17 protein-coding genes and 2 pseudogenes are annotated in these 24018 nt (G+C 57.5%); 8 read left to right on the top strand and 11 right to left on the bottom strand.

What is annotated here, in order from left to right:
- From JFU37_RS02755 to JFU37_RS02775, 5 genes and pseudogenes are all read left to right on the top strand, one after another.
- Window positions 1–799: NAD-binding protein (locus JFU37_RS02755; protein ID WP_201112663.1), on the top strand; the 799-nt coding region annotated here is incomplete at its 5' end.
- A 73-nt stretch (window positions 800–872) separates the two neighbouring features.
- The gene (locus JFU37_RS02760; protein WP_242485711.1) at window positions 873–2117 is read left to right on the top strand and encodes an MATE family efflux transporter; all 1245 of its coding nucleotides are present in this window, start codon (window positions 873–875) and stop codon (window positions 2115–2117) included.
- A gap of 86 nt (window positions 2118–2203) precedes the next feature.
- Window positions 2204–3577: a diaminobutyrate--2-oxoglutarate transaminase family protein gene (locus JFU37_RS02765; protein ID WP_201112668.1), complete on the top strand. Its 1374-nt coding sequence runs from the start codon at window positions 2204–2206 to the stop codon at window positions 3575–3577.
- On the top strand, window positions 3570–5054 hold the full coding sequence (locus JFU37_RS02770) for a pyridoxal phosphate-dependent decarboxylase family protein (RefSeq protein WP_446738742.1): 1485 nt from the start codon (window positions 3570–3572) through the stop codon (window positions 5052–5054). Before JFU37_RS02765 ends, JFU37_RS02770 begins: the two co-directional genes overlap by 8 nt.
- Window positions 5055–5066: 12 nt before the next feature.
- A pseudogene (locus JFU37_RS02775) lies at window positions 5067–5339 on the top strand (UDP-2,3-diacylglucosamine diphosphatase); the annotation flags it as partial.
- 110 nt (window positions 5340–5449) lie between these two features.
- Here the strand turns inward: JFU37_RS02775 and JFU37_RS02780 are convergent.
- From JFU37_RS02780 to JFU37_RS02810, 7 genes and pseudogenes are all read right to left on the bottom strand, one after another.
- Window positions 5450–6979 (bottom strand): DHA2 family efflux MFS transporter permease subunit, encoded by a 1530-nt coding sequence (locus JFU37_RS02780; RefSeq protein ID WP_201112669.1) that lies wholly within the window; start codon window positions 6977–6979, stop codon window positions 5450–5452.
- A 223-nt stretch (window positions 6980–7202) separates the two neighbouring features.
- Window positions 7203–8420, bottom strand: coding sequence for an HlyD family secretion protein (locus JFU37_RS02785; protein WP_201112671.1), 1218 nt, complete (start codon window positions 8418–8420; stop codon window positions 7203–7205).
- A 15-nt stretch (window positions 8421–8435) separates the two neighbouring features.
- Window positions 8436–9905, bottom strand: a complete 1470-nt coding sequence (locus tag JFU37_RS02790) for an efflux transporter outer membrane subunit (RefSeq protein ID WP_201112673.1) — start codon at window positions 9903–9905, stop codon at window positions 8436–8438.
- The gene (locus JFU37_RS02795; RefSeq protein ID WP_201112675.1) at window positions 9902–10375 is read right to left on the bottom strand and encodes a MarR family winged helix-turn-helix transcriptional regulator; all 474 of its coding nucleotides are present in this window, start codon (window positions 10373–10375) and stop codon (window positions 9902–9904) included. The genes JFU37_RS02790 and JFU37_RS02795 overlap by 4 nt, the downstream gene beginning before the upstream one ends.
- A gap of 256 nt (window positions 10376–10631) precedes the next feature.
- Window positions 10632–14305 (bottom strand): annotated as a pseudogene (locus JFU37_RS02800) (translocation/assembly module TamB domain-containing protein).
- Complete coding sequence (locus tag JFU37_RS02805) at window positions 14302–16029, bottom strand: autotransporter assembly complex protein TamA (RefSeq protein WP_201112677.1); 1728 nt, start codon at window positions 16027–16029, stop codon at window positions 14302–14304. The pseudogene JFU37_RS02800 and the gene JFU37_RS02805 overlap by 4 nt, the downstream one beginning before the upstream one ends.
- Before the next feature lie 65 nt (window positions 16030–16094).
- Window positions 16095–16745 (bottom strand): GNAT family N-acetyltransferase, encoded by a 651-nt coding sequence (locus JFU37_RS02810; RefSeq protein WP_201112679.1) that lies wholly within the window; start codon window positions 16743–16745, stop codon window positions 16095–16097.
- A gap of 323 nt (window positions 16746–17068) precedes the next feature.
- Here JFU37_RS02810 and xthA point away from each other — a divergent pair, with 323 nt between their 5' ends.
- The gene (xthA, locus tag JFU37_RS02815; protein ID WP_201112681.1) at window positions 17069–17881 is read left to right on the top strand and encodes an exodeoxyribonuclease III; all 813 of its coding nucleotides are present in this window, start codon (window positions 17069–17071) and stop codon (window positions 17879–17881) included.
- A 192-nt stretch (window positions 17882–18073) separates the two neighbouring features.
- Window positions 18074–19414, top strand: coding sequence for a substrate-binding domain-containing protein (locus tag JFU37_RS02820; protein ID WP_201112683.1), 1341 nt, complete (start codon window positions 18074–18076; stop codon window positions 19412–19414).
- 180 nt (window positions 19415–19594) lie between these two features.
- Here the strand turns inward: JFU37_RS02820 and JFU37_RS02825 are convergent, their stop codons facing one another.
- Together JFU37_RS02825 and JFU37_RS02830 are read right to left on the bottom strand one after the other, a co-directional pair.
- A complete protein-coding gene (locus JFU37_RS02825; protein ID WP_201112685.1) occupies window positions 19595–20113 on the bottom strand; it encodes an ankyrin repeat domain-containing protein in 519 nt (172 codons plus the stop codon).
- A gap of 97 nt (window positions 20114–20210) precedes the next feature.
- A complete protein-coding gene (locus JFU37_RS02830; protein WP_201112687.1) occupies window positions 20211–22037 on the bottom strand; it encodes a long-chain-acyl-CoA synthetase in 1827 nt (608 codons plus the stop codon).
- 343 nt (window positions 22038–22380) lie between these two features.
- Between JFU37_RS02830 and JFU37_RS31105 the strand changes: the two genes are divergently transcribed.
- Window positions 22381–22659: a DUF3509 domain-containing protein gene (locus tag JFU37_RS31105; protein ID WP_201116382.1), complete on the top strand. Its 279-nt coding sequence runs from the start codon at window positions 22381–22383 to the stop codon at window positions 22657–22659.
- A 113-nt stretch (window positions 22660–22772) separates the two neighbouring features.
- Here JFU37_RS31105 and mtnC read toward each other — a convergent pair whose 3' ends face one another.
- Complete coding sequence (mtnC, locus tag JFU37_RS02840) at window positions 22773–23462, bottom strand: acireductone synthase (RefSeq protein ID WP_201112689.1); 690 nt, start codon at window positions 23460–23462, stop codon at window positions 22773–22775.
- 4 nt (window positions 23463–23466) lie between these two features.
- Window positions 23467–24012, bottom strand: coding sequence for a 1,2-dihydroxy-3-keto-5-methylthiopentene dioxygenase (locus JFU37_RS02845; RefSeq protein ID WP_201112690.1), 546 nt, complete (start codon window positions 24010–24012; stop codon window positions 23467–23469).
- Between the last annotated feature and the right edge of the window lie 6 nt (window positions 24013–24018).

A 24018-nucleotide genomic window follows, 5' to 3' on the forward strand; every position in this document is an offset into this window, starting at 1 on the left:
TCCAGTCATTATATTTGATATTGGCGGTTATTTTGCTCCCTATATCGATGAGATATCAGCCTCGCTGGGTGAACGGTTACTATTAGTACTCGAAGATACTGCCAATGGTCACAAAAAATATCAAGACACTCAATATTTTGCTAATAGAAGACGTTTTAAGTCGGTAGCATATGACTCCTATAAGATGGCAGAAAATGTAATGGTGGCAAACATTATGCTGGCGCATCTGCCTTCGTTCGTTACAGATTGGTCAAAATATAAACCTGCATTGGTTGTTGGTTACGGCAGAATTGGGCGCTCACTATGCTTTGGGCTAAGGGAGAGAGGAGTCACAAATATTGTAGTTATTGACTCAGACAAAGCACGTCTGTTTATGGCCGCCACTGAGGGCTTCGAGGCTTTAACTCATGCTGAGTTGGGCCTGTATGCTTGTTATTTTGAGTACTGTTTTTCTATGTCGGGGCAACATGGAGTTACCAAGAAAGTAGTCAGAGCGATGAATGATAATGGATATATTTCGGTCGTAACATCTTATGATGATGAGTTTGATCAGGAACTAATGGAATGTTTTGAGAGCGGTGATGGCTCATCTATTATGCTGGACGGAAAAAGAATTAATGTTGTAAATAAAGGAAGGCCAATTAATTTATCAAGCCATGCTGCGTTTGATGCGAGAAACTTATCTCTCCATTTTATTTTCGGAAAAATTCTCTCTGCTTTTTTAATCTCGTTAGGTTTGGATTTGTCCACTGATTGGGAGGACGAGGTATATCCAGACATTCTTGGTGAGATACGATAATACTTACATAGGGTAAGGAAATATGGAGATTGCTAGAATATCCGTTACGTTGATAGTCTCCAGGCTGGGCGAGATGATTGCGTCCCTCTTCTACTTTGCCTTTGTTGGGCATTTTATAGTTGATTCTCTGAGTCATGCTTCATTAGCCTGGGCTTTGGTTTCTTTTCTAACTGTTGTAGGGATTGGGTTTTTTTCAATATTGATGGTGAATGTGGCAGGTTCGACTGACTTAAATGCCAGCGGGGTTGCGCTTGATTTAAATGTCTCTTTCAGGTACGCATTTTTGTTTGGAGTATTTATTGCTGCTGGGGTGCTCCTATACGTTCTTAACACATGGAACTCCTCTGCTGCTAACGATAATTCTATAGGGCTTGAAGTACTACTGATATTTTCACTTTCCACCCCTGCTATTTACATACAAATAATTATATTCAATTTTTTTAATGCCATTAAACAAATAAAATATGAGCTCTTATACACGTGGACATTCAATGTGGCTGTTGTTGCAATGGGCGCTATTTTGGTCCTGACAGATATGGATTCGAATATTATTTATTTTGTGTCTGCATATGTTGTACTGAGGTGGCTTCTTGTTGTAGTAGCGTTCATTTTTTTTAGTCGAATAATCCACCGCTACATTTTCCGGTTTCGGTACTTACAGAGTATTCAGAGGGCAACGTACGCGGATTATTTTTATAAGGGACTTCCCTTGGCGCTATGCTTCGGCGGTGAAAGTCTTTTATTTTTTATTCTCTCGTTTGTTTCAAAAAGCTTGGGCGATGTAAGCCTCTCTGCTTATCAGGCATCCCTCCATTTTTTAAGCATCGTATACATGATTTCAATTGGAGTGGGGAATGCTGCCGGAATAATTGTAGCTCGCCACTATGTGCTAAAGGAATTTTCCTTGCTGAGAAAAACGTATTTTCAAGGATTGAAATTCGGATTTGTTATATTGACCCCTGTCTTGCTGGTTTGCTTTTTCTTCAATGAGAATGTATCGCTATTTTATACATCCGATGAAGCGATAAGGCGACTGATTGAAAGCAACATTCTGATCTCGATACCTTTTTTGGTTTTTGAATACGTTTATATTGTGACTCGGATGACATTAAGAAGCATGGAGGATGTTTGGGTACCAACACTCTTCACCATATCGTCTCTAAATATATTGGGAGTAGTTTTTTCTGTCTGCTTGCTTTCGTTTTATGAATATAGTGTTCGCTCTATATTTATTGCTCTTGTATTTTGTTCGTTTATTTTGATGCTGTTTTTGTTTTTTCGGCTGGGAACGATATTAGAAAAACATGGTACTCGCTAGCTTAGTACTGTGTCGTATGCCTATCGGTAGTCGGAGGCTAAACTTCTTATTATCGAATTTCTTGAACACTAGATGGAGAAATAAACATGGAAGGTTTAGCCATATCAATTAGCAATGCACATTATCTTGAACGGCAATCTCGCTTTGAATCGAATGCAAGAAGCTATCCACATAAATTTCCGATTGCGATCAAGTCAGCGCAAGGCGCGTGGGTAACCGATGTCGAAGGTAGGCAGTACCTCGATTGCCTGTCGGGTGCAGGAACATTAGCTCTCGGCCATAACCATTCGGCCGTCATCGGTGCTATACGAGATGCGCTCGACCACCAATTGCCGTTACACACACTCGACTTGACGACACCTATAAAGGACGCATTCTGCGAAACCGTGCTCAAGTTGCTTCCAGGTTCACCAGAGGACTGGCGACTGCAGTTCTGCGGTTCGACAGGCGCCGACGCCGTAGAGGCCGCGCTTAAGTTGGCGAAAATTGCTACGGGCCGTTCCGGCATCATAAGTTTCTGCGGCGCATACCACGGGATGACGCACGGAGCCTTGAGCGTGACCGGAAACCTCGGACCGAAAACATCCGTGGGCGGTCTGATGCCCGGGGTACAGTTCCTGCCCTACCCATATTCATATCGTTGTCCGCTTGGTATTGGCGGCGAAGCCGCTGTCATTGCCTTGGGCGTGTTAGTCGAGCGTTTCCTCGATGACGTCGAGAGCGGCGTCATCAAGCCGGCAGCAATCATCGTCGAGGCCATCCAAGGTGAAGGCGGCGTCATTCCTGCGCCAGTTCCATGGCTGGTAAAACTACGCGAGGTCACACGACGACACGGCATCATCCTGATACTTGACGAAGTGCAAGCGGGAATCGGACGTACCGGGCAATGGTTCGCTTTTGAACACGCGAAAATCGTTCCCGACATGATCGTGCTGTCGAAGGCGATAGGTGGTGGTCTTCCGTTATCGCTGGTGGCCTACCAGGCCGGGTACGACGTTTGGTCGCCGGGCGCACACGCCGGCACATTTCGAGGCAACCAACTTGCGATGGCTACCGGACAAGCAACGCTCGACATCATGGCTAAGACAGGCGTGCTCGACAACGTCCGTTCGGTCGGCGCTGCGCTGGAACACAGTCTCATGCACCTGCAGCGACGCTTCCCATGCATGGGTGACATTCGCGGCCGCGGTCTGATGCTTGGCATTGAAATCGTCGATACCGAACTATCCCCCGACTCACTTGGCAGTCATCCCGCCCATCCACGATTATCGCAAGCGCTACAACGAGCCTGCTTCGACAATCAATTGATTGCCGAGCGCGGCGGCCGGCACGGCGCGGTCCTGCGTCTTTTACCTCCGTTGACATTGACACATCAGGAAGGGGACATCGTGATCGAACGGCTGGAGGCGGCACTGGAAACGGCAACGCGTGCCGTGCAGGAGGCGACAGTCCATGCCTGAGTTGCCGACCAAAGGAATGACCACCGCCGATCAGCAGGGATCGGCAGCCTACAGTCTTCTGATGACAAAGGCTGTCGATACTGCGAGCAGATGGCTCGAAACAGGTACGTTGTTCGACGGAATGCGGCCCGATACGCTGCAAAGACAGTTGTCGAGTCTCGATATTTTTCCCGAACATGGCGTCGGCGACGAGCAAGCTCTAGCCGATGCTGCTGCGCATTTTCTTGACCATGCGCTACAGGTCCACCATCCACTCTGCGTCGCGCATTTGCACTGTCCGACAACGCTCGCTTCTCAAGTTGCCGAGGTGTTGATCAACGTAGCGAACCAGTCGATGGACTCCTGGGACCAGAGCCCATCTGCCACAGTCATCGAGCAGCATCTTGTCAGCGCACTTCGAGCACGTATTGGCTACTCGGCTAACGACGCTGGTGTGTTGACTAGCGGTGGTACGCAAAGCAATTTAATGGGCCTGATGCTTGCTCGTGATCGTCATGCCTTGGTTCACTTGGGTGTTAACGTCAAGGAGGATGGGCTTCCGGTCGACGCGCAGCGCATGGTCGTGATCTGTTCAAGCCAGGCGCATTTTTCGGTTCAGCAATCGATGTCCTTGCTCGGCCTGGGCAGGAGCGCTGCCATATCCGTGCCGTGCGACGATGAAGGCAGACTGGCCGCAGGCGACGTCGAGCGTACGCTGTCCAGACTAACAAGCGAATCGCAGGTGCCATTCGCAATCGTCGCTACCGCCGGTACGACGGATACAGGTGCAATCGACCCTATCGGTGCACTTGCCGATATCTCGCAGGCCCATGGACTGTGGCTCCACGTGGACGCCGCATGGGGTGGTGCGTTGCTCCTATCAAAAAAATATCGCGATCGTCTGCAAGGTCTTGAGCGTGCTGACTCGGTCACGCTCGACTTCCACAAACACTTTTTCCAAACCATCAGTTGCGGGGCATTCCTGCTTCGCGATGCGATGCATTTCGACCTGATGCGTACTCATGCGGAATATTTAAACCCAGTTGAGGATGATCGGGATGGCGTACCGAACTTGGTTGCAAAGTCCCTGCAAACAACTCGTCGATTTGACGCCCTGAAACTATGGATGAGTCTGCGCAGCCTCGGAACGACCCGATTTGCGGAGCTGATCGACCAAACAATTGATCTCGCTAGCGCAGTCGCCAAACGTATCGATACGTCACCATCATTCGAACTGGTCAGCCGCTCGCAACTGTCAAGCGTCTTGTTCCGGATCCACAGGCCCTTCTGCGCTGACGCAGATCGGGATGCGGTGCACAGTCATCTCGCGCAGACATTGCTTGATCGAGGCATTGCCAATCTTGGTGTCACCCGCCACGACGGTCTAATAGCATTGAAGATGACGTTATTGAACCCACGAACCACATTGGTAGATATCGATATGTTGCTCGCGACCATCGACTTGCTTACCGACGCCTATCTAGAAGAGCAGGCATGACAAATTCCGTGCGCGCAGACGCGGATGAAGGCCAATGACATTGTTGATGTCACGCCGGACGAAGTGCCACGGATCATGCAGGTCTATGGCGTGAAAACGTTGATTCATGGGCATACCCATCGCCCGGCCATTCACAAGTTGCAGATCGGCGAGCAAGCGGCCAGGCGCATTGTGTTGGGGGATTGGGATCGTCAAGGATGGGCGTTGCAGGTGGACGAGCAAGGGTTTGCGTTGGCGCCTTTTGATTTCGCCCCGCCACCGCAGTTGGCAGCACCCGCTAACTGACTACCCAACACCAAACCCTGTAGGAGCGAGCTTGCTCGCGATGGTGTGTCAGGCGACTCAATGTAGCTGACCCACCATCGCGAGCAAGCTCGCTCCTACAGGGGCTGTGTTTAGTGACCGGCCGCTTCCGGCCCGGCCTTCGCCGCAAACGGCGGTTTCGCCAGCCATACAATCAGTATCAGCCCCATAAACCCCCACCCCAGCAACGTGAAGTAATCCACGGTGGAGAGCATGTACGCCTGGCTGGTCAGCACATGATCCAGCTGGGCATACGCCGGATTCCCCGCTCCGCCCAGGGTGTTCAAGGCATCCCGGGTCGCCGGGTCAAAGGTGGTGATGCTTTCACTCAAATACGCATGATGTTGATCCGCCCGACGAATCCAGATCCACGTCGTCAGCGACGCCGCAAAACTACCGCCCAACGTCCGCAGGAACGTTGCCAGGCCTGCGCCGTCGGCGATCTGGCTCGGTGGTAAATCAGACATCAAAATACTCAGGGTCGGCATGAAGAACAGCGCCACGCCAATCCCCATAAACAGCTGCACCAGGGCGATGTGCTGGAAATCGACTTCGTTGGTAAACCCGGCACGCATGAAGCAACTCAAGCCGATGCAAAGGAACGCGCCGCCCGCCAGTAACCTCAGGTCGAACTTGTGGGCGTATTTGCCGACAAACGGCGACATCAACACCGGCAGAATCCCGATCGGCGCCACCGCCAGGCCGGCCCATGTCGCGGTGTAGCCCATCTGGGTTTGCAGCCATTGCGGCAGGATCAGGTTGATGCCGAAAAATCCGGCGTACCCCAACACCAACACCAGGGTGCCGATGCGGAAGTTGCGGTAAGCGAACAACCGCAGGTTCACCACCGGGTGTTTGTCGGTCATTTCCCAGATCACAAACACCGCCAGCGCAATCACTGAAATGGCCGCGCCAACGACGATGAAGCTCGACTCGAACCAGTCGAGGTCGTTGCCCTTGTCGAGGATCACCTGCAACGCGCCGACGCCAATGATCAGCGTAATCAACCCCACGTAATCCATCGGCTGGTAACTGGTCTCCACCGGCCGCGTCTTGAGCTGCGAACGCACCACCATCACCGCGAAAATCCCGATTGGGACGTTGATAAAGAAGATCCACGGCCAGCTATAGCTGTCGGTAATCCAGCCGCCAAGGATTGGGCCGGCAATCGGTGCCACCACCGTAACCATCGCCAGCAACGCCAGGGCCATGCCACGCCTGGCGGGCGGATAGACCGCGATCAACAGCGTCTGGGTCATCGGGTACAACGGGCCTGCCACCAGACCTTGCAAGACACGGAAGCCAATCAACTCCGGCATCGACGTGGAGATCCCGCAAAGAAACGAGGCCAGCACAAACAGAATCGTCGCCCAGAGGAACAGCTTGACCTCACCAAAGCGCCGGCTGAGCCAACCGGTCAGCGGCAGCGCGATGGCGTTGCTCACGGCGAACGAAGTAATCACCCAGGTGCCCTGCTCCGAACTCACGCCCAGGTTGCCGGAAATCGTCGGCAGCGCCACGTTGGCAATGGTGGTGTCGAGCACTTGCATGAAAGTCGCCAGCGACAGGCCAATGGTGCTGAGCACCAGGCTGGGCGGCGTGAAAGACGCGTTATTGCTCATCGCGAATCCTTTGGAACCTGATGGGTGCTGCGCCTGTTACAGACGCAGCGGACCTTGTGGGAGCGAGCCTTTGTGGTGAGGGGATTTATCCCCGTTCGGCTGCGAAGCAGACGTCAACTCATTAATGCGGTTGGACTTTGAAGTGCTAGGGCCGCTTCGCGACCCAACGGGGATAAATCCCCTCACCACAAAGGCTCGCTCCCACAGGGTCGGTGTGATGGCATCAGCGTTGAACGGTTTTACTGACCGCAGCGCTGTTGTCGTGGATCAACTGGGTGATCATGGCGTCAGCCTCGGCCAACTGACGGTCGTAGACGTTAGTGCTGAACGAGGCCTTTTGCGGCGGCTGTTGCGCCAGTACCGGGCCGCTCTGGTCGCGCAGGTTCACGTCGACCTGAGTCGACAGGCCGACCCGCAACGGGTGCTTGGCCAGTTCTTCGGCGTTGATGTGAATCCGCACGGGCACACGCTGGACGATCTTGATCCAGTTGCCGGTGGCGTTCTGCGCCGGCAACAGGGCAAACGCGCTGCCGGTACCGGCGCCGAGGCTGTCGATGGTGCCGCTGAATTTCACGTCGCTGCCATAGAGGTCGGCCTGGATGTCCACTGGCTGACCGATGCGCATGTCACGCAGCTGGGTTTCCTTGAAGTTGGCGTCGATCCACAGCTGATCCAGCGGAATCACCGCCATCAACGCGGTCCCCGGCTGAACACGCTGACCGAGCTGCACAGAGCGTTTGGCCACGTAACCGGTGACCGGCGCGATCAAGGTGCTGCGGGAATTGTTCAGGTACGCCTGACGCAGTTGCGCGGCGGCAGACATCACGTCCGGGTGCGACGAAACCACCGTGTCATCCACCAGGGCACTGGTGGTTTTCAGTTGCTGCTTGGCGTTGGCCAGGGCGTTTTGCGCCGAGGTCAGGTCGTCGCGGGCGTGGGACAGTTCTTCCTGGGAAATCGCCCCGCCAGCGGCAAGGTTTTTCCGACGATTGAAATTGTCCTGCGCCTTCTGCACTTCAGCCTGTTGAGCGTTGACCTGGGCTTTCATGCCGTCGACGTTGCTGTACAAACCGCGAACCTGACGAACGGTACGCGCCAGGTTGGCCTGGGCACTTTGCAGGCCGACTTCGGCGTCGTTCGGGTCGAAATTGATCAGCACCTGGCCTTCATGGACCAGGTCGCCATCGTCGGCGCCAATGCTGACCACGGTGCCGGTGACCAGCGGGGTGATTTCCACCACGTTGCCGTTCACGTAGGCGTCGTCGGTGCTTTCGTTCCAGCGACCATAGAATTCGTGATAGCCCCAGACGCCGACACCGGCGAGGATCACCACGATGGCCAGTACCACCAGCATGACTTTACGTTTACGCGGGTTGCTGGTGTCTTGAGCGTTGTCAGGCGCTTGATCAGTTGGAGCAGGAGTTGTTTCGGCAGTGGCCATGACAAATACCTTGAATTAGTGGGTCAGCGTGGCTGGGGTTGTTTTGGCGGTGGCCAGGGTCTCGCCCTGGAAGCCGCCACCCAACGCCTGCATCAGTTGGATCGACAGGTCGATCTGCTCGGCATTCAGGTTGGCCAACTGACGCTGGGCCTGGAGCAATTGCTGTTCGATGCTGAGCACGTCCAGGTAGTTACCGATGCCGGAACCGTACCGCTGGACCACGGTGTTGTAAGAATCCTGGGCGATGTCGGTGGCGTGCTGCTGAGCACCAATCTGCCGGCCGATATCGCGCAACTGGTTGATGGTGTCGCTGACATCACCCAGAGCTTTCACCAGGCTTTTGTTGTACTGCGCCACCGCGAGGTCGTAATCGGCGTCGCGGGAATCGAGGTTGGCGCGCAGGCGGCCACCGTCGAAAATCGGCACCGAGATCGTCGGCGCAATATTGAAGAAGCGACTGGCCGAACCGAACATCGCGTCCCCCAGTAAAGATTCGGCACCCGCCGCCGCACTAAGGTTCAGGTTGGGATAAAACTGTGTTTTGCCGGCGGCGATGTTTTTGCTCGCTGCCTCAACCCGCCAGCGTGCAGCCACCAGGTCTGGACGACGACCGAGCAATTCCGCCGGCAGCACCGATGGCAACGCCACGGCACTGGCCTGAAGGATTTTCGGGCGGGCGATTTCATTGCCACGATCCGGGCCTTTGCCGAGCAGCACGGCCAAGGTGATTTTGGCGCTTTGCAGGCGTTTCTCGGCGTCGATCAGATTGGCTTCGGACGTGGCTTCCAGGCTTTCGGTTTGCTGGAACTGGTACTGGCTGTCGATCCCGGAGCTCAGGCGACGCTGGCTCAGGTTGAGCATCTGCCGGGTCCGTTTGAGGTCGTCGCTCGCCAGGTCATAAACGATATGCGCCTGCCCCAAATCGTTGTAAGCACGAGCAACGTCGGCCGCCAGGGTCAACTGCGCGGCCTGTTGGTCGACTTCCGCTGCGCGGGCCTGGCCCAACGCGGCTTCCCAGACGTCACGCTGACCGCCCCAGAGATCAAAGTTGTAATTGAAACTGGCGCCGATGTTGCGCACGGTGGCGTAAGCATCACCTTGCCCGCGCGGGTCTTGATCCTTGGCCAGACGCGAACGGCTGACGCCGGCGCTGGCATCGAGCGTCGGCATCCGCGCGGCATCGGCGGCATAAGCGGCGGCGCTGGCCTGGTGAGCGCGGGCGTCAGCAATTTGCATGTCAGGGCTGTCGTGCAGGGCTTCGTGAATCAGACCGTCGAGCTGCGGGTCACCGAGGTTTTTCCACCAGTCGCTTTTCGGCCAGGCGGCGGGTGACAGGGTCACGCCGTTGAGGGATTGCCCGGCCTTGAGGTTTTTCGCATCGAGGCTGACGCCTTCGGTGGTCAGGCCGCTGTAGCTGGCGCAACCGGCCAGCGTCATGGCCGCCAGCACCAGGCTCAGGCCGGCACGCACGGTTTTACTGCTCATTTGTCACCTACCCGCAGCAGGGTGATCGAGTCACCGGCTGCCACCAAGATTTTTTTCAGGATCTGTTCCAGGGTGTCCAACTCTTGCGGCGTAATCGCCCCTGCCAGTTCATTCATGGCGTCGGCGCCGATGTGCGGCAAGCGGTCGGCGAGTTGCTGGCCTTCTTCAGTCAGCACCAACTGAACCTGACGGCGGTCCGCCTCGGAACGTTGCCGGGCGAGGAAACCTTTCTGTTCCAGACGATCGAGCATTCGGGTCATCGAGCCGCTGTCCAGCGACAGGTGCCGGCACAGCTCGGCCGGTGTATCGACGCCGAACTGGGCCATGATGATCAGCACTTTGAACTGCGCGGCGGTGATGCCGTGGGGTTCCATGTGCGTGTCGATGATCCGGTCCTTGAGCAATGCAGCGCGCCCGAGCAGGAGACCGAGATGGCAATTTTTGAATTCGTCTGGGGTGAAATGTTTCATCTGACCACCAATTAGCTGCCTAGGCAGAGAATGTATGACTAGATGTTACTGCCTAGGCAGCGAATGTCAACGGAATAGTTAGGTTGCTTTGTATTTAGGTGATTAGTGGCGGGAGGAAGTTGCTTCTGATCGACGAACGCAGCGCCCCGTTCGCGAGCAAGCCCGCTCCCACATTAGATTTGTGTACATCACAGATCCAATGTGGGAGCGGGCTTGCTCGCGAACGGGGCGACTCGGTGCTGGAAGGAGCGGGGACCTAAAAGTCCCGCTTATAGAAAATATCCAGCGAACTCGCCACGCCGCCCGCCGCTTCGAGGTAGACCTTCTTGCTCAGCTTGTAACGCAAGGCAATCGTGTTGGCCGGCTCAAACACCCCGACGCCATAACGCAAGCTCAGCCTCTCGGAGAGATTGCCGCTGGCCACCACACTGGTCGTGTTGCCACTGCCCTGGGTGTCGAGCTGGAAGTCCTGAATACCCAGGTTCTTGGCCAACCCGCTGGTCACCCCGGAGCTGCCCATCAAGCCCAACCCGAGCGCTGCCTGGGCGAGCATGTTGTTGTCTTCACCGCTACTGGCCAGCGGACGTCCCAGCACCAGATAGGACAACGCCTGTTCCTGGCTCATGGCCGGCTCGGAGAAGATCTGCGTGGTCGGCTGTTCGGCGCTGCCGCTCAGGCGAATGCCGGCGATGACGTCGTCGGTCTGGCGAATCGCTTCGATGTCCAGATAGGGCTGGTCGATGGGCCCGGCAAACAACAGCCGCGCCCGACGCACGGTCAGGCGCTGGCCGTAGGCCCGATAGCGCCCGTCGTTGAGCCAGAGTTCGCCGCGGGTGTCCATGTTGTCGCCGATGTGCACATGGCCTTGCAGGTTGGCAGTCAGGCCAAACCCGGCAAAGCTCAGTTTGTCGTCGCCGACCACCACGTCGATGTCCATCTTCATCGCCAGCGGCGGTTTACCCGCTTCGGTCTGTTGGCCGACGATCACCGTGTCACCGGAGACCTTGACTGTCGATGGCGGCAACTCGCGCACGGTAATTTCGCCCCTGGGCACCAGGACTTTGCCAGAAATGGCCAACTCGTCACCCTTCATCGAAATCTTCAGGTCCGGCGCCACTTCGAGCTTGGCGTAGGGCTCGACGGTGACGGGCAATTGCGAGCCTTTGAGCGTCAGATCCACCACCAACGCCTGCCCCCAGGCGATGTTACCGTTCAAACTGCCCTGCCCGGCCTTGCCGCTTTTCCAGCCGCCGTTCAATTGCACGGTTTCGCCAGCGATCACGGCTTGAAGCTGCAAGGCTTGAAGCTCGATTGGCAGTTCCGGCCCGGACACCTCACCGTCGCTGAGCAGCAGATTACCGTTGACCTGAGGTGCCATCAGCCCACCAGAGATCGTGCCGTTGCCATTCAAACGGCCCGTGAGTTTCTCGACCATCGGCACAAACGGCCGCGCCACCGACACGTCCAGTCCACTGAGACGGAACGAGCCGGTCAGCGGTTTGTTCTTCGGCAGCGGATTGATCTGCGCCTGCACCATCAACTCTCCGAGCTTGCCGCCGACGAAGTTGAGGTCCGTGTCGATACGTTTGGGCGTGAGTTTGCTGGTGAGCTTCAGCGTCTGGTACGGGAAGTCCAGCCACTGATCCTTTTCCTTCATGCGCAAGGTGCCGCCGCTGGCATCAATGCTGATCTGACCGTTCGGGCCGCTGGCGGGCAGGTCCAGCTGCACGTCGGCATTGAGATTGCCTTTCCAGGCAAAATCCTTCGGTAACCACTGCGCCAGGCTATCGATCGGGAATTGCTTGAGGTGGTATCGCAGCTTCGGCTCAGGTATCAAACGCTGGTCTTCACCGCACAGGCTGGCCGGGCCGGACATCCAGCAATGCGCGCCGAAGTTGATCTTGCCGTCTGCCAACCGCTCCAGTTTCGCCGGCCCTTGCAGCTTCCAGTCCTGACCACCGGCCTGGATATCGCCGCTGGCCAAGCGTCCACGCCAATTGCCTTTATCCAGACTGCCATCGAGACCGAGCGCCAGTTTCAGTTTCGGCCCTTGCAGGTCGAGGTTGAGTTTCTGGTTTTTGATATCGCCCTGACCGCTGGCCGTCAGTGTGCCCAGCGAGGTGTCGCCGGCCTCAATGCCACTGCCCTTAAGGTCGATTTTCGCCCGTTGCGTGCTGTCGAGAGTCGCGTCAAGGTTCAAGCTTTGCAGGCGATTGTCTGCGAACGCCAGTTGCGTGCCTTGCAAACCGAGCTTGCCTTGCGGCGCCTTGAGCGTGCCGGCGACATCCACGTGGCCATTGAGTTGACCGCGCAGTTGCGGCCAAAGCTGAGCCAGGCGCGGCAGCTTGATATCGATCTGGCCGGCGAGTTTCTGTTGCAGGCTGCCCTTGCCGGTGATGCTGTTGTCACCCAGACGAATCTGCAGCGCGTTGAGGTTCCATTGCTCGCCACCGCCATCGGCCTTCGCCTGAATCACCGCCGGCTGGCCACGCAGTTTGCCCTTCAAATCGAGATCAGCAGTCAGGCTGAATTTTTCATTTTTCATCTCGCCATGGCTGCGCAACGGGCCTGCGAGCGTCCCCGGCAACTCCGCGACCCAATACGCCGGGTTGATGGCGGACACGTCGAGCGCGGTGTCCCAGGCAATGCCATCAGCGAATTGCAGGTTCAGGTGCCCTTCGGCCTTACCGTGCCCGGCTTCGAGTTGAATTTGTTGCAGGTAGATTTTCGTCAGGTCGCCGCTGAACGGGCTGCTCAGGCTGAACGCCCCGGCCGGGCCATCCAGTGCGGCGTTGAAGCTACCGAGGTATTTTCCGTCGGTGTAGGAAATGTCGCCTTTAAAGCTGCGCAGCGCGACTTCCGGTTCGTCAATCAGCGGGTAGAGGCGGTGCCACGGGAAGTCCAGCCAGTCGATTTTTGCGTCGGCGCTCAGGCCTTTGCTCCAGTCCAGTTGGCCGGTGAGTTTGAGGCTTTGTTTGTCGCTGGCGGTCAGGTCGAGGGCGGCAATCTGTGCGCCCTTGGCGTCGACCTTGCCTTGCAGCCGCAGGGCGACCGGGCCAAGTTCTGCGGGCAATGTGGCGTTGCCGATGAGCTGGTAACCGTTTTTCAGGTCACCGTCGCCGGTGAGCTCAAGCTGATTGAGTTGCAGGGTGTCCGGTAAATCGGCGCTGGGCTTGAAGCCGTCGGCAGTGATCCGCGCCTTGGCCGGCAGATTGTCCACCAGCGGTTGCAGCTCGCCGGTCAGTTGGCCGTTCAAGTAACCGCTGCTGTCGGCTTTCAGGCGCAGGGTTTTCAGCAAGTCGCCATCAACCTTCAGGGCCAACGCCCACGGCTCAGCGCCCGGGGCCGGCAGGGTCAGTGTGCCTTCGACGTTGAGCGGCCAGTTGCCGCTGGGTTGCAGCAGGCCGGAGAGGTTCAGAGTCAGCGCGTCACGTTGCAGGTGCACGGCATCGATCCGCATACCTTGCTCGGTCCAGTGCGCCGCCAGTTGCAAGCCTTTGAGTTCTTCGCTGCCGTTGAACAGCAAGCTGCCGACCTTCACGTCCCCCAGCTCAACCGCCAAGGGCAATTTCAGGTCTGGCAGCGTCATCGGCCCAGAGCTTTTTCTTCCGTGCCGGGTGGAAATTGCAGGCTGACCAGATCAGCCTGCAATTGCTCAATGCACAGGGTCATGCGCGTCAGGCACAGCGGCGACCAGGCGAAAATCACTCGGGTCAGTTCAACCCGGCTGCTGTCTTGCTGCCACAACAGATGATCGGCGCTCCACTGCCCGCCCAATCGGCCCTGGAAATTCTCCACGGTCAAACCCGGCACGAAGCCCAGCACCCAACGACTGCCCACTGCCGTCCCCAAGACCGTGGACAGGGTCAGGACGACCAGCATCAGCAGCATCGGAATCGCCAGCAACGTTATTTTCAAACCACGATTCAAAGCTCAGGCCCCATGGAAAAGTGCAGTCGAATGCCGCCGTCATCGTCCAAGGCATGGGCCAGGTCGAGGCGAATCGGCCCCACCGGAGACACCCAGCGCACGCCAATGCCGACGCCGGTCTTGAGGTTCGGCAGTTCGAGTGTATTGAACGCGTTGCCCTGGTCGATGAAGGTCGCGACCCGCCATTTTTCGGCAATGGAATACTGATACTCGACGCTGCCGGCGATCATGTAGCGCCCCCCGATGCGATCGCCCTCGGAGTTTTCCGGGGACAGGCTCTGATAGTCGTAACCGCGCACGCTCTGATCGCCACCGGCGAAAAAGCGCAACGACGGCGGCACTGATTTGTAGCCGTTGGTGGCGCTGCCGCCGACCTGCACCCGACCGAGGAAACGGTGTTTGTCGAAGACCGTGGTCAAGCCTTTGACCAATGCCGTGCCGTAAACCAGGTTGTTGTCCGAGCCCAGCCCTTCCTTGGCCACTTTGGTCGCGAATTCGAGACGATAACCGTTATGCGGGTCGATGCGATTGTCGCTTTTGAGGTAGGAATAGCTGATGCCAGGCATCAGCAAATTGCTCAGGCCAGAATCATCGCCAAGGCGATATTCCTCGCGCTGCCATTTGAGCGACACCACGCGTTGCCAGCCGCTGGGCAACTGGCTGTGCCACTCGGGACCGAGGGTCAGCAGCTTGCTCAAGCTGTCCTTGTCGGCGATTTCTTCGTACTGATAGCCACCGGCGAAACGCAGCTTGTCGGTCAGGGGCGGATCCAGGGGGACGTCGTAGAAAACACCGACGTTTTGCCGTGGCGCCGAGACTTCCGTCTCCCAGCCATAACTATCACCTTGGGGATTGACCCAATGCCGGGTCCAGTTGGCCTTGATCCGGGGGCCGACGTCAGTGGAGTACCCCAGGCCGAGCCCCATGGTCCGCGGCTTGCGGGTTTCGAGCTTGACGTCCACCGGGATCACATCGTCCTTCGACGCCGTTGGCGCAGCGTCCACTCGCACCCCTTCGAAATAGCCGCTCGATTGCAGGGCCTGATTGAGTTCAGCGATCAATTCGGAGTCATAAGGCGCGCCCGCCTTGAACGGCACCATGCGCTGCAGCAGGTCTTCGTCGAATGGCGTATCGCCTTCAAACGTGACCTTGCCGAGGGAATAACGCGGACCGCTGTCGTAGATCAACTCGATATCGGCGACGCCGGCTCGCGGGTCGACCAATAATTTTTGACTGGTAAAGCGGCCGTTGAAAAAGCCATAGCGCGACGCCTGATTCTGGATCAGCCGCTTGGCGTCTTCGTACTGGCCATGGTTAAGCACCGCACCGGTTTTCAGCGCATCACTTTTGGGCACACGAAAGGATTTGAGGGAAGCGGCCGGCCCGTCAATGCGCACGGTGACGTTGCGCAAATGGATCGGTTCTCCTGGATCGATGGTGAGCACCAGGCGCGGCGTCTTGCCGCCCTTCACGTCCGTCTCGATCTGCGGCTGGTAATAGCCCAAGGCCTGGGCGGCCTTGCGTGCCTGTTCTTCGGCGCCACGACTGAAGCGCAACAAGGCTTTTTCGTCACGATCGCCGAGGCTGCCGATATAGCCCTCTATATTGGCTTTCAGTTCATCGTTGGACGGTTTGACCCGCACATCCAATTCACTTTGGGCCAGCGCTGCGCAGCTGAAAATCAGCATCAGCACGCCGCTGGTATTTCTTCCTGGAAACTTCATAGGCGCGGATGCTATCACGAGCTTGGGAGCGTGATAGAGCCTGGCGTGCGCGGAAAGTTCGACCTCTATGCCGTAGCGGTTTGCAGCACCTGAGGATTGGCATGGAAAAACACATGCTCGCGTATCGGTCCGATGGCGACCTCGCCGATTTCCTCATAGCCCTGACGCTTATAGAACTCCAGATAACGCGGATTCCCGGTGTCGAGGATGACGCCCTGAGAGTGTTCATCCACCGCACACCAGTTATGGACGGCTTGCAGCAGTTGCTCGCCGAAGTGCTTGCCCTGGAATTGCGGATGAATCCCCAGCAATGGCAGCACATGCACCGCATCGGACGGCACGCAGGCCGCCACGGCATCGTGATACTCGAGGTAGCGGCGGGTGCAGCGGAAACCGGTACTCAGCACCATGCGCAGGCGCCAGGCCCAACTTTCGGTGATGCCCAACCGACGTTGCGGCGGTGCGATCAGCGCGATACCGATCAACCGATCGTTGACCAGCAGGCCGATGGCCGGCAGGTCCTGAAGAAAGTGTTGTTTGACCAGTTCACGCACGGTGGCGCGGACCCGCTGTTCATAACCGGGGCGTTCGGCTTCGAACAAGTAGCCGAACGTCGGTTCGTGCCGGTAGGCCTGATAGAGCAGGGAGCGAGCTTCGCGGGAATAGCCGCTGTCGAGCATGTGAATATCGGCGATGGCGGTCGAGGTTTCAGGCATTACGGTTGATCTCCCCTGGGCGCAGCTCAAATGGCGGCGCTCTCATTGGTACGAGCCTATAAACATCCGCACAGTTCCTGGCTGATCCAAATCAGTGTGGATGCTTAAGCCGTCTTCGCGAGCAAGCCCGCTCCCACAAGGTATAGACCAGACTGAAGAAATTCGATGGGCTGTACAGCGAGCTAATGTGGGAGCGGGCTTGCTCGCGAAGAGGCCAGTACTGACGAAACAACACCTACAGACAAATGAGATTCACCTCACCCCAACACTGGCCCGATTCCTACAGGTCAGCTAGCATCGCCCTTTTGCCAGGACTGCCGACCATGAAGATCGTCTCCTTCAACATCAACGGGCTGCGCGCTCGCCCCCATCAGCTGGCGGCGCTGATCGAAAAGCACCAGCCAGACGTGATCGGCCTGCAGGAAACCAAGGTCCACGACGACCAATTCCCGTTGGCCGAGGTTCAGGCGCTGGGGTATCACGTGTATTTCCATGGGCAAAAAGGTCATTACGGCGTCGCCCTGCTCTCGCGCCAGGAGCCGATTGACCTGCACAAAGGTTTTGTTACGGATGAAGAAGACGCCCAGCGGCGCTTTATCTGGGGCACTTTCGCCGACGCCAATGGTGTGCCGGTGACCATCATGAACGGCTATTTCCCACAAGGCGAAAGCCGCGACCACCCCACCAAATTCCCGGCCAAGGAACGCTTCTACAACGATCTGCAGCACCTGCTGGAAAGCCAGTTCAGCAACGATCAGCCGTTGGTGGTGATGGGTGATGTGAATATTTCCCCGGAAGACTGCGACATCGGCATCGGCCCGGACAACATGAAGCGTTGGCTGAAAACCGGCAAGTGCAGTTTCCTTCCAGAGGAACGCGAGTGGATGGCTCGCTTGAAGAATTGGGGCCTGGTGGACAGCTTCCGTCACTTGAACCCGGAAGTGGCCGACCGTTTTAGCTGGTTCGACTACCGTAGCCGTGGCTTTGAGGACGAACCCAAGCGTGGGCTGCGAATCGACGTGATCATGGCATCCCATGGCCTGCTGCCGCGGGTGAAGGATGCGGGTGTGGATTACGAACTGCGCGGGATGGAAAAACCGTCGGATCACGCGCCGATCTGGCTTGAGTTGGCCTGATCCCTCGATTTCTGCACAAATCAACTGTGGGAGCGGGCTTGCTCGCGAAGGCGGACTGTCAGTCGACATTAATGTTGAATGACACACCGCTTTCGCGAGCAAGCTCGCTCCTACACTGTTGGTAACTGTCATCTTTCGGAAACCTTACTGACTTATTCTCCCGGCACTTCCTTTGGCTTATAAGGTGCCGGCATGACGCTGCGCGTGTTATTCCTGTTGATGCTGGGCGCCTGGCTGCCGATGACCGCTACGGCCGGCGGTCTACCGACGCCCGAACAGGGCCCGGCGCTGCGAATCCAGGGTTCCAACACCATCGGCGCGGCGTTGGGCCCGGCACTGGTCAAAGGCTTGTTGCGTGAACAGGGCCTGCTCAAGGTTCACAGCGAAACGCCGGAGACCGCCAACGAACTGCGCGTCGTCGGTGAAACGGTTGAGGGTCGCCGCGTCGTGGTGGACATCGCGGCTCATGGTTCCAGCACCGGATTCTCGGCGCTGAAAACCGGCACGGCCGATCTTGCTGCGTCGTCGCGTCCGATCAATGACAGCGAACTGGTAGGACTCAAGCCCTTGGGCGACTTGAAGAGTTCCGCTGCCGAGCAGGTCATCGCCATTGATGGGCTGGCGATCATCCTTCATCCACAAAACCCACTCAATCAACTCACCACTGAGCAATTGGCGCGCCTGTTCAGTGGCGAGACCAAGACCTGGGAAGAACTCGGCGGCACCGGTGGGCCGATTCATTTGTATGCGCGGGATGACCAATCCGGTACCTACGACACGTTTAAAGAGTTGGTCCTCAGCGGTCGTGGGAAAACCCTGAGCGGCGCCGCGAAACGCTTCGAATCCAGTGAACAATTGTCCGACGCGGTCAGTCTCGACCCCCAAGGTATCGGCTTCATCGGCCTGCCTTACGTGCGAGAGGCCAAAGCCGTCGCGATTGTCGATGGTCAATCCCAGGCCATGTTGCCGCTCAACAGCCTGATCGCCACGGAGGACTATCCGTTGTCGCGCCGACTGTTCTTTTACCTGCCGCCTAACGGGAAAAATCCCTGGGCCCAAGCGCTGGTGGCGTTTGCCCAGAGCAGCAAGGGCCAGGCCATCGTCGCGGCCAATGGTTTTATCGCACAGACCGTCCAGGCCATGACCGTCACGCCGAATGCGCTGATGCCCGAGGGCTATCAGGCGCTCAGTCGCCATGCCCAACGGCTGTCGGTGAATTTCCGGTTCGAGGAAGGCAGCGCGACCCTGGATAACAAGGCTCGGCAGGACCTGTCACGGGTACTCGACTATATAAAGCAGCGTGACAAAGCCAATCGGCAGGTGACACTGGTGGGGTTTGGCGATGCCAAGAGTGACCCGGCACGCGCTGATCTGTTGTCAAAACTGCGGGCGATGGCGGTGCGACGGGAACTGGTGAAAAGCGGTGTGGTGTTGCGCGAGATTCGCGGCTTTGGCGCCCAGATGCCGGTGGCAGCCAACAGCGCGGATGAGGGGCGGATCAAGAATCGGCGGGTTGAGGTGTGGGTTTACTGACGGCTTGACGGACTGTAGCAGCTGTCGAGCTTGCGAGGCTGCGTTCGGCGGCGCAGCCGTCGTGAAATCGGGCGGTGTGGTCTTTCAGGTAGACCGCGTGTGTCGGGTTTGCGACGGCTGCGCCGCCGAACGCAGCCTCGCAAGCTCGACAGCTGCTACACAGCGACTACACGGGGCGAATCAGCCGAGCAGTTTTTCCAGTTGCGCCGTGGTGTCCACCGCGCCCATTGTCTTGGCGGCATCCAGTGCCGAAACGCCATTGGCATCCTTGGCTTTCGGATCGGCGCCCTTGCTGATCAGGTAGTCGACGATTTCGACGCGGTTGAACATCGCCGCCATCATCAGCGCAGTGCGGCCGTCAAAGGACGAACCTTCCACTTGCGCACCGCCTTCGACCAACGCCTTGACGACCGCCAGGTCGCCCTTGAACGCCGCGCCGGCAATCGGGCTCTGACCGTTGTCGTTGCGGATTTCCGGGTCAGCCTTGTGCTCCAGCAGGACTTTCACGGTCTCGACATGACCGTGGTAGGCGGCCAGCATCAACAGCGTGTCGCCCTTGTGGTTGCGCAGGTTAGGCGGCAAGCCCTTGGTCAGCAGCGCAGCCATCATGGCCGCATCGCCCTCGCGCGCCTTGTTGAATACCTGTTCGGCAAATTCAGCGGCTTCTTCGGGGGTCATCTGGCGGCTTTGGTCTGACATTGAAGCACTCCACGTTCAGTTATTCGCAAAGCCGACAGTTTCCCGAGCAGCCCCGAGACTGTCACTTCTTTTTTCTCATGCACGACCATAGCCACATTCAATAACGGTACTTGCCGCCCTGAATCTGCGCCAGCAGCTGTTCGGTGACTCGCACGTAAGTGTCGGTGCCCGGCAGCCAGGCGTAGATCGGATCGTCACCGGTTTTGCCCGGATCGAAGGCTTCATCCTTGAGCCGGGTTTTCTGGTATTTGAACGTCCCGGTGGTCTCCATTTTCACTTTCACCCGCAGGAACAGTGGCACCGCATAGGCAGGCAATTGCTGGCGGGCAAACGCCAGCAGCTCGCTGAAATCCAGGGTCGCCAAGGATTCGGCCGGCGTGATCGCCGCCATCCCGGCACGTCCGTTGGTGTTCTGAATCTCGACACCGTAGGCCACGGCCTCGGAAATGGTCGGGTGTTTGAGCAGGGTGTTCTCGACTTCAGTGGTCGAGACGTTTTCGCCCTTCCAGCGGTAGGTGTCACCCAAACGATCGACGAACCGGGCATGACCAAAACCGATGTTGCGCAGCAAATCACCGGTATTGAAGTAACGGTCGCCCTTCTCGAAGACGTCGTGGAGCACCACGGTTTCAGTCTCCTGCGGATCGGTGTAACCGTCGAGTGGCGCCTTGTCGTCGATTTTCGCCAGCAACAGCCCCTCCTTGCCCTTGGCCACTTTGCGCATGAAACCTGTTGTGTCACGCGTCGGTGCGCCGCTGTCGTGGTCGTACGCCGCCAGCTCCCAGGACATCAGCGAAAAACCGACGGTGTTGTCGAAGTTGAGGATATTGGTGAAACCAATATTGCCGTCGCTGGCGGCGTACAGCTCACAGATGTGGTTCACGCCAAAACGTCTCTTGAACTCGCCCCACGCGCCCGGGCGCAGGCCGTTGCCGATCATTTTCGTCACGCCGTGTTGACGGTCGTTGGCGCTGGGGGGTTGATCCACCAGGTAGCGGCACAATTCGCCGACGTAGCCGAGGGTGGTCGCGCGGTAATGGCGCACGTCGCTCCAGAACTGACTGGCGCCGAACTTGCGGCGGATGGCAAACCCGGAGGCGCCGCTGATGGCCGAACCCCAGCACACGCAAAGCCCGGTGGCGTGATAGAGCGGCAACGTGCAATAGACGACATCCTCCGGGCGCATATCCAGCGCGATCATTCCGAAGCTCACGAAACTGCGCATCCAGCGACCGTGCTTGAACACACCTGCCTTGGGCAAACCGGTGGTGCCCGAGGTGTAGATATAGAAACAGGGGTCGTCGAAGAACACCTGCTGGCTGCTGGCGGGGTTATCGTCGCAACCGTCGGCGCAGGCGGTCATCAGGTTGATGAAACCGTTGGGCGCAATGCCCGGATGGTCATAGGTATTTTGATCGGCGACAAACCAGGTGCGCGTCGCCTCGATCGCCACTCGCTCGCGGATGGCTGAATACGCCGGGACCAGCTCTTCGCCCACAACAATCGCCGCCGGCACCACCAGGTTCAAGCTGTGAGCCAGGGCATCGCGCGTCTGCGCAGTGTTGAGCAAGGCGCTGATTGCGCCGACCTTGGCCACCGCCAGAATCGCTACCAACAGTTCCGGGCGGTTCTCGATGAAGACCGCCACCACATCGCCCTTGCCAATGCCTTGGGCAATCAGGTGATGGGCCATGCGATTGGCCCACTGGTTAACCTGTGAATACGTGAGCACCACCTCTCCCTGCAGCAAGGCCGGGCCATCGGGATTGCGCAAGGTTGCCTGCTCGAAGCTCCAGCCGAGACCACACGTTTGGGTCGGGTCCTTGACGTTCGCGACCTTCATGCCCTTCACCAATCGGGGAATGGCTTTGGCAATGGAAGGCAGCTTACGGAGCATCATGCCCCAGGTAATCGTGTCGCTCATTGATGCTCCCGTTGAATATTTTTATTGTCGGGCGGCGTTGAATGACCCCGAAAATACGTCAGCGGTTCTTGAGCTGTACACGCGGTTTTTGAAATGTTTTGTATCCGCGACCGATCCCCTGGACAGGGTGAGTATTGGCGAGGCAATTGGTTCCATCCAATTGTCGCCGACCACGCAAAATGCAGGATGCACGATGGCCATTCATGCAGATTGCACGAACGCGAAAAATGACAAAAAACTTAAAACATTGATTTACAACGACTTTATTAATTTCAAATGCTGGCACAAAGGCTGCAACTACCTCTCCATGCTTGCCAATCAAGTGCTAACGGAGCTGATAGACATGAGCCTGATCCAGGAAAAATTTTCGTCTTTGTTCTCCAACTTCGACGTGACCACCCAGGCGCGACCTGACGGTGGCATCTTGCTGACCTTGAGCAGCGCCGACGGTAAAGTGTTCAAACGCTCGATTTCCTACCAGCAATTGCATGCCGGTGACCAACTGTCGTGGGCGATTAGCGCCATTCGTCGCGACATTGCCGAACAGGCCAGTGAGCTGCCGAAAATCTCCATGCTGCAGAGCCAGCAACGGTTTGCCCTGCCGTCGTATCACTCGGCGTAAATCTGTGTAGGAGCGAACTTGCTCGCGAAGGACTTGAGAGCAACGCGTTTATTCAGAAAGAACGCGTTATCGTTAACGTCCCTCGCGAGCAAGCTCGCTCCTACAGATACAGGTCATGCACCGTAATTTGATGGATTGATCCGGGCAAAACTGTCCACGGTGACATGCCCCGCCAGTTCGCCACCCTCTCGGGCCAGCCCGCACGTCGCCATCCCGGCCACGCGCGCCGCGTCCAGCTCCTCGACGATGTCAGACAAAAACAGAATCTGCGACGCCTCAAGGCCAATGGCCTGGGTGATGCGCGCGTAAGACTGCGCTTCACGCTTGGGCCCGGACGTGGTGTCGAAATAGCCGCTGAACAGAGGTGATAAGTCACCCGCCTCCGAGCAACCGAAAATCAGCCGTTGGGCCTGAATCGAACCCGAGGAATAAACAAACAGCGTGTAGCCTTCCTGGTGCCAGCGTTTCAGCGCTTCAACGGCATCTGGATAAACATGACCCTTCAACTGGCCGGCGTGATAACCCTGTTCCCAGACCATGCCCTGCAACGCCTTGAGCGGCGTGGCTTTGCGATCTTCGGCGATCCAGCGCAAAAGAACCTCGATGACGCGCTCAACGTCGGCGTCCGGCTCATCACTGTCCCGGCGTACGGCGGCCAGTTGCTCGGCCACATCCGCGCGTGCGGCGTGCTGCCGAACGAACGCGGGAAGGTGTTTGGCGGCGTAGGGAAACAGCACGTCGAACACAAAACTCACCGCGCTGGTGGTGCCTTCAATGTCGGTGAGAATCGCTTTGATCGGCATCGGCTCAGTCCTCAAGACGCGGGAATTGGCTAGCGATGTCTTCGCCGGTGAAATTGGCCACCCAGCCGTCCGGGTTGTTGAACAGACGAATCGCGACGAAATGCGGATGCTCGCCCATGTCGAACCAGTGCTTGGTGCCGGCCGGCACCGAGATCAGGTCGTTCTTCTCACAGAGCACGGCGTAGACGTAATCGTCGATGTGCAGGGTGAACAAGCCACGACCCGCGACGAAAAATCGTACTTCGTCTTCGCCGTGGCGGTGTTCTTCGAGGAACTTGGCGCGCAGCTCGGCTTTTTGCGGGTGGTTGCTGTTCAGGCTGATCACATCGACCGTGATGTAACCGCGCTCGGTCATCAGTTTGTCGATCTGCTCCTGGTAGGCGCGAATCACTTCTTCCTGGCTGGCGCCCGGCTGAATCTTCGCAGCGGCTTGCCAGCGGTCGAAGCGCACGCCCTGCTCGGCCAGGGTCGACGCGATGTCTTCGAAATGGGTCAGCACCTTGTTCGGAATATCAGGGCTTGAGACGTGGTAAACGGACAGGCTGCTCATCAGGGC

The sequence above is a fragment of the Pseudomonas sp. TH41 genome, from assembly GCF_016650695.1.
Classification (GTDB): Bacteria; Pseudomonadota; Gammaproteobacteria; order Pseudomonadales; family Pseudomonadaceae; genus Aquipseudomonas.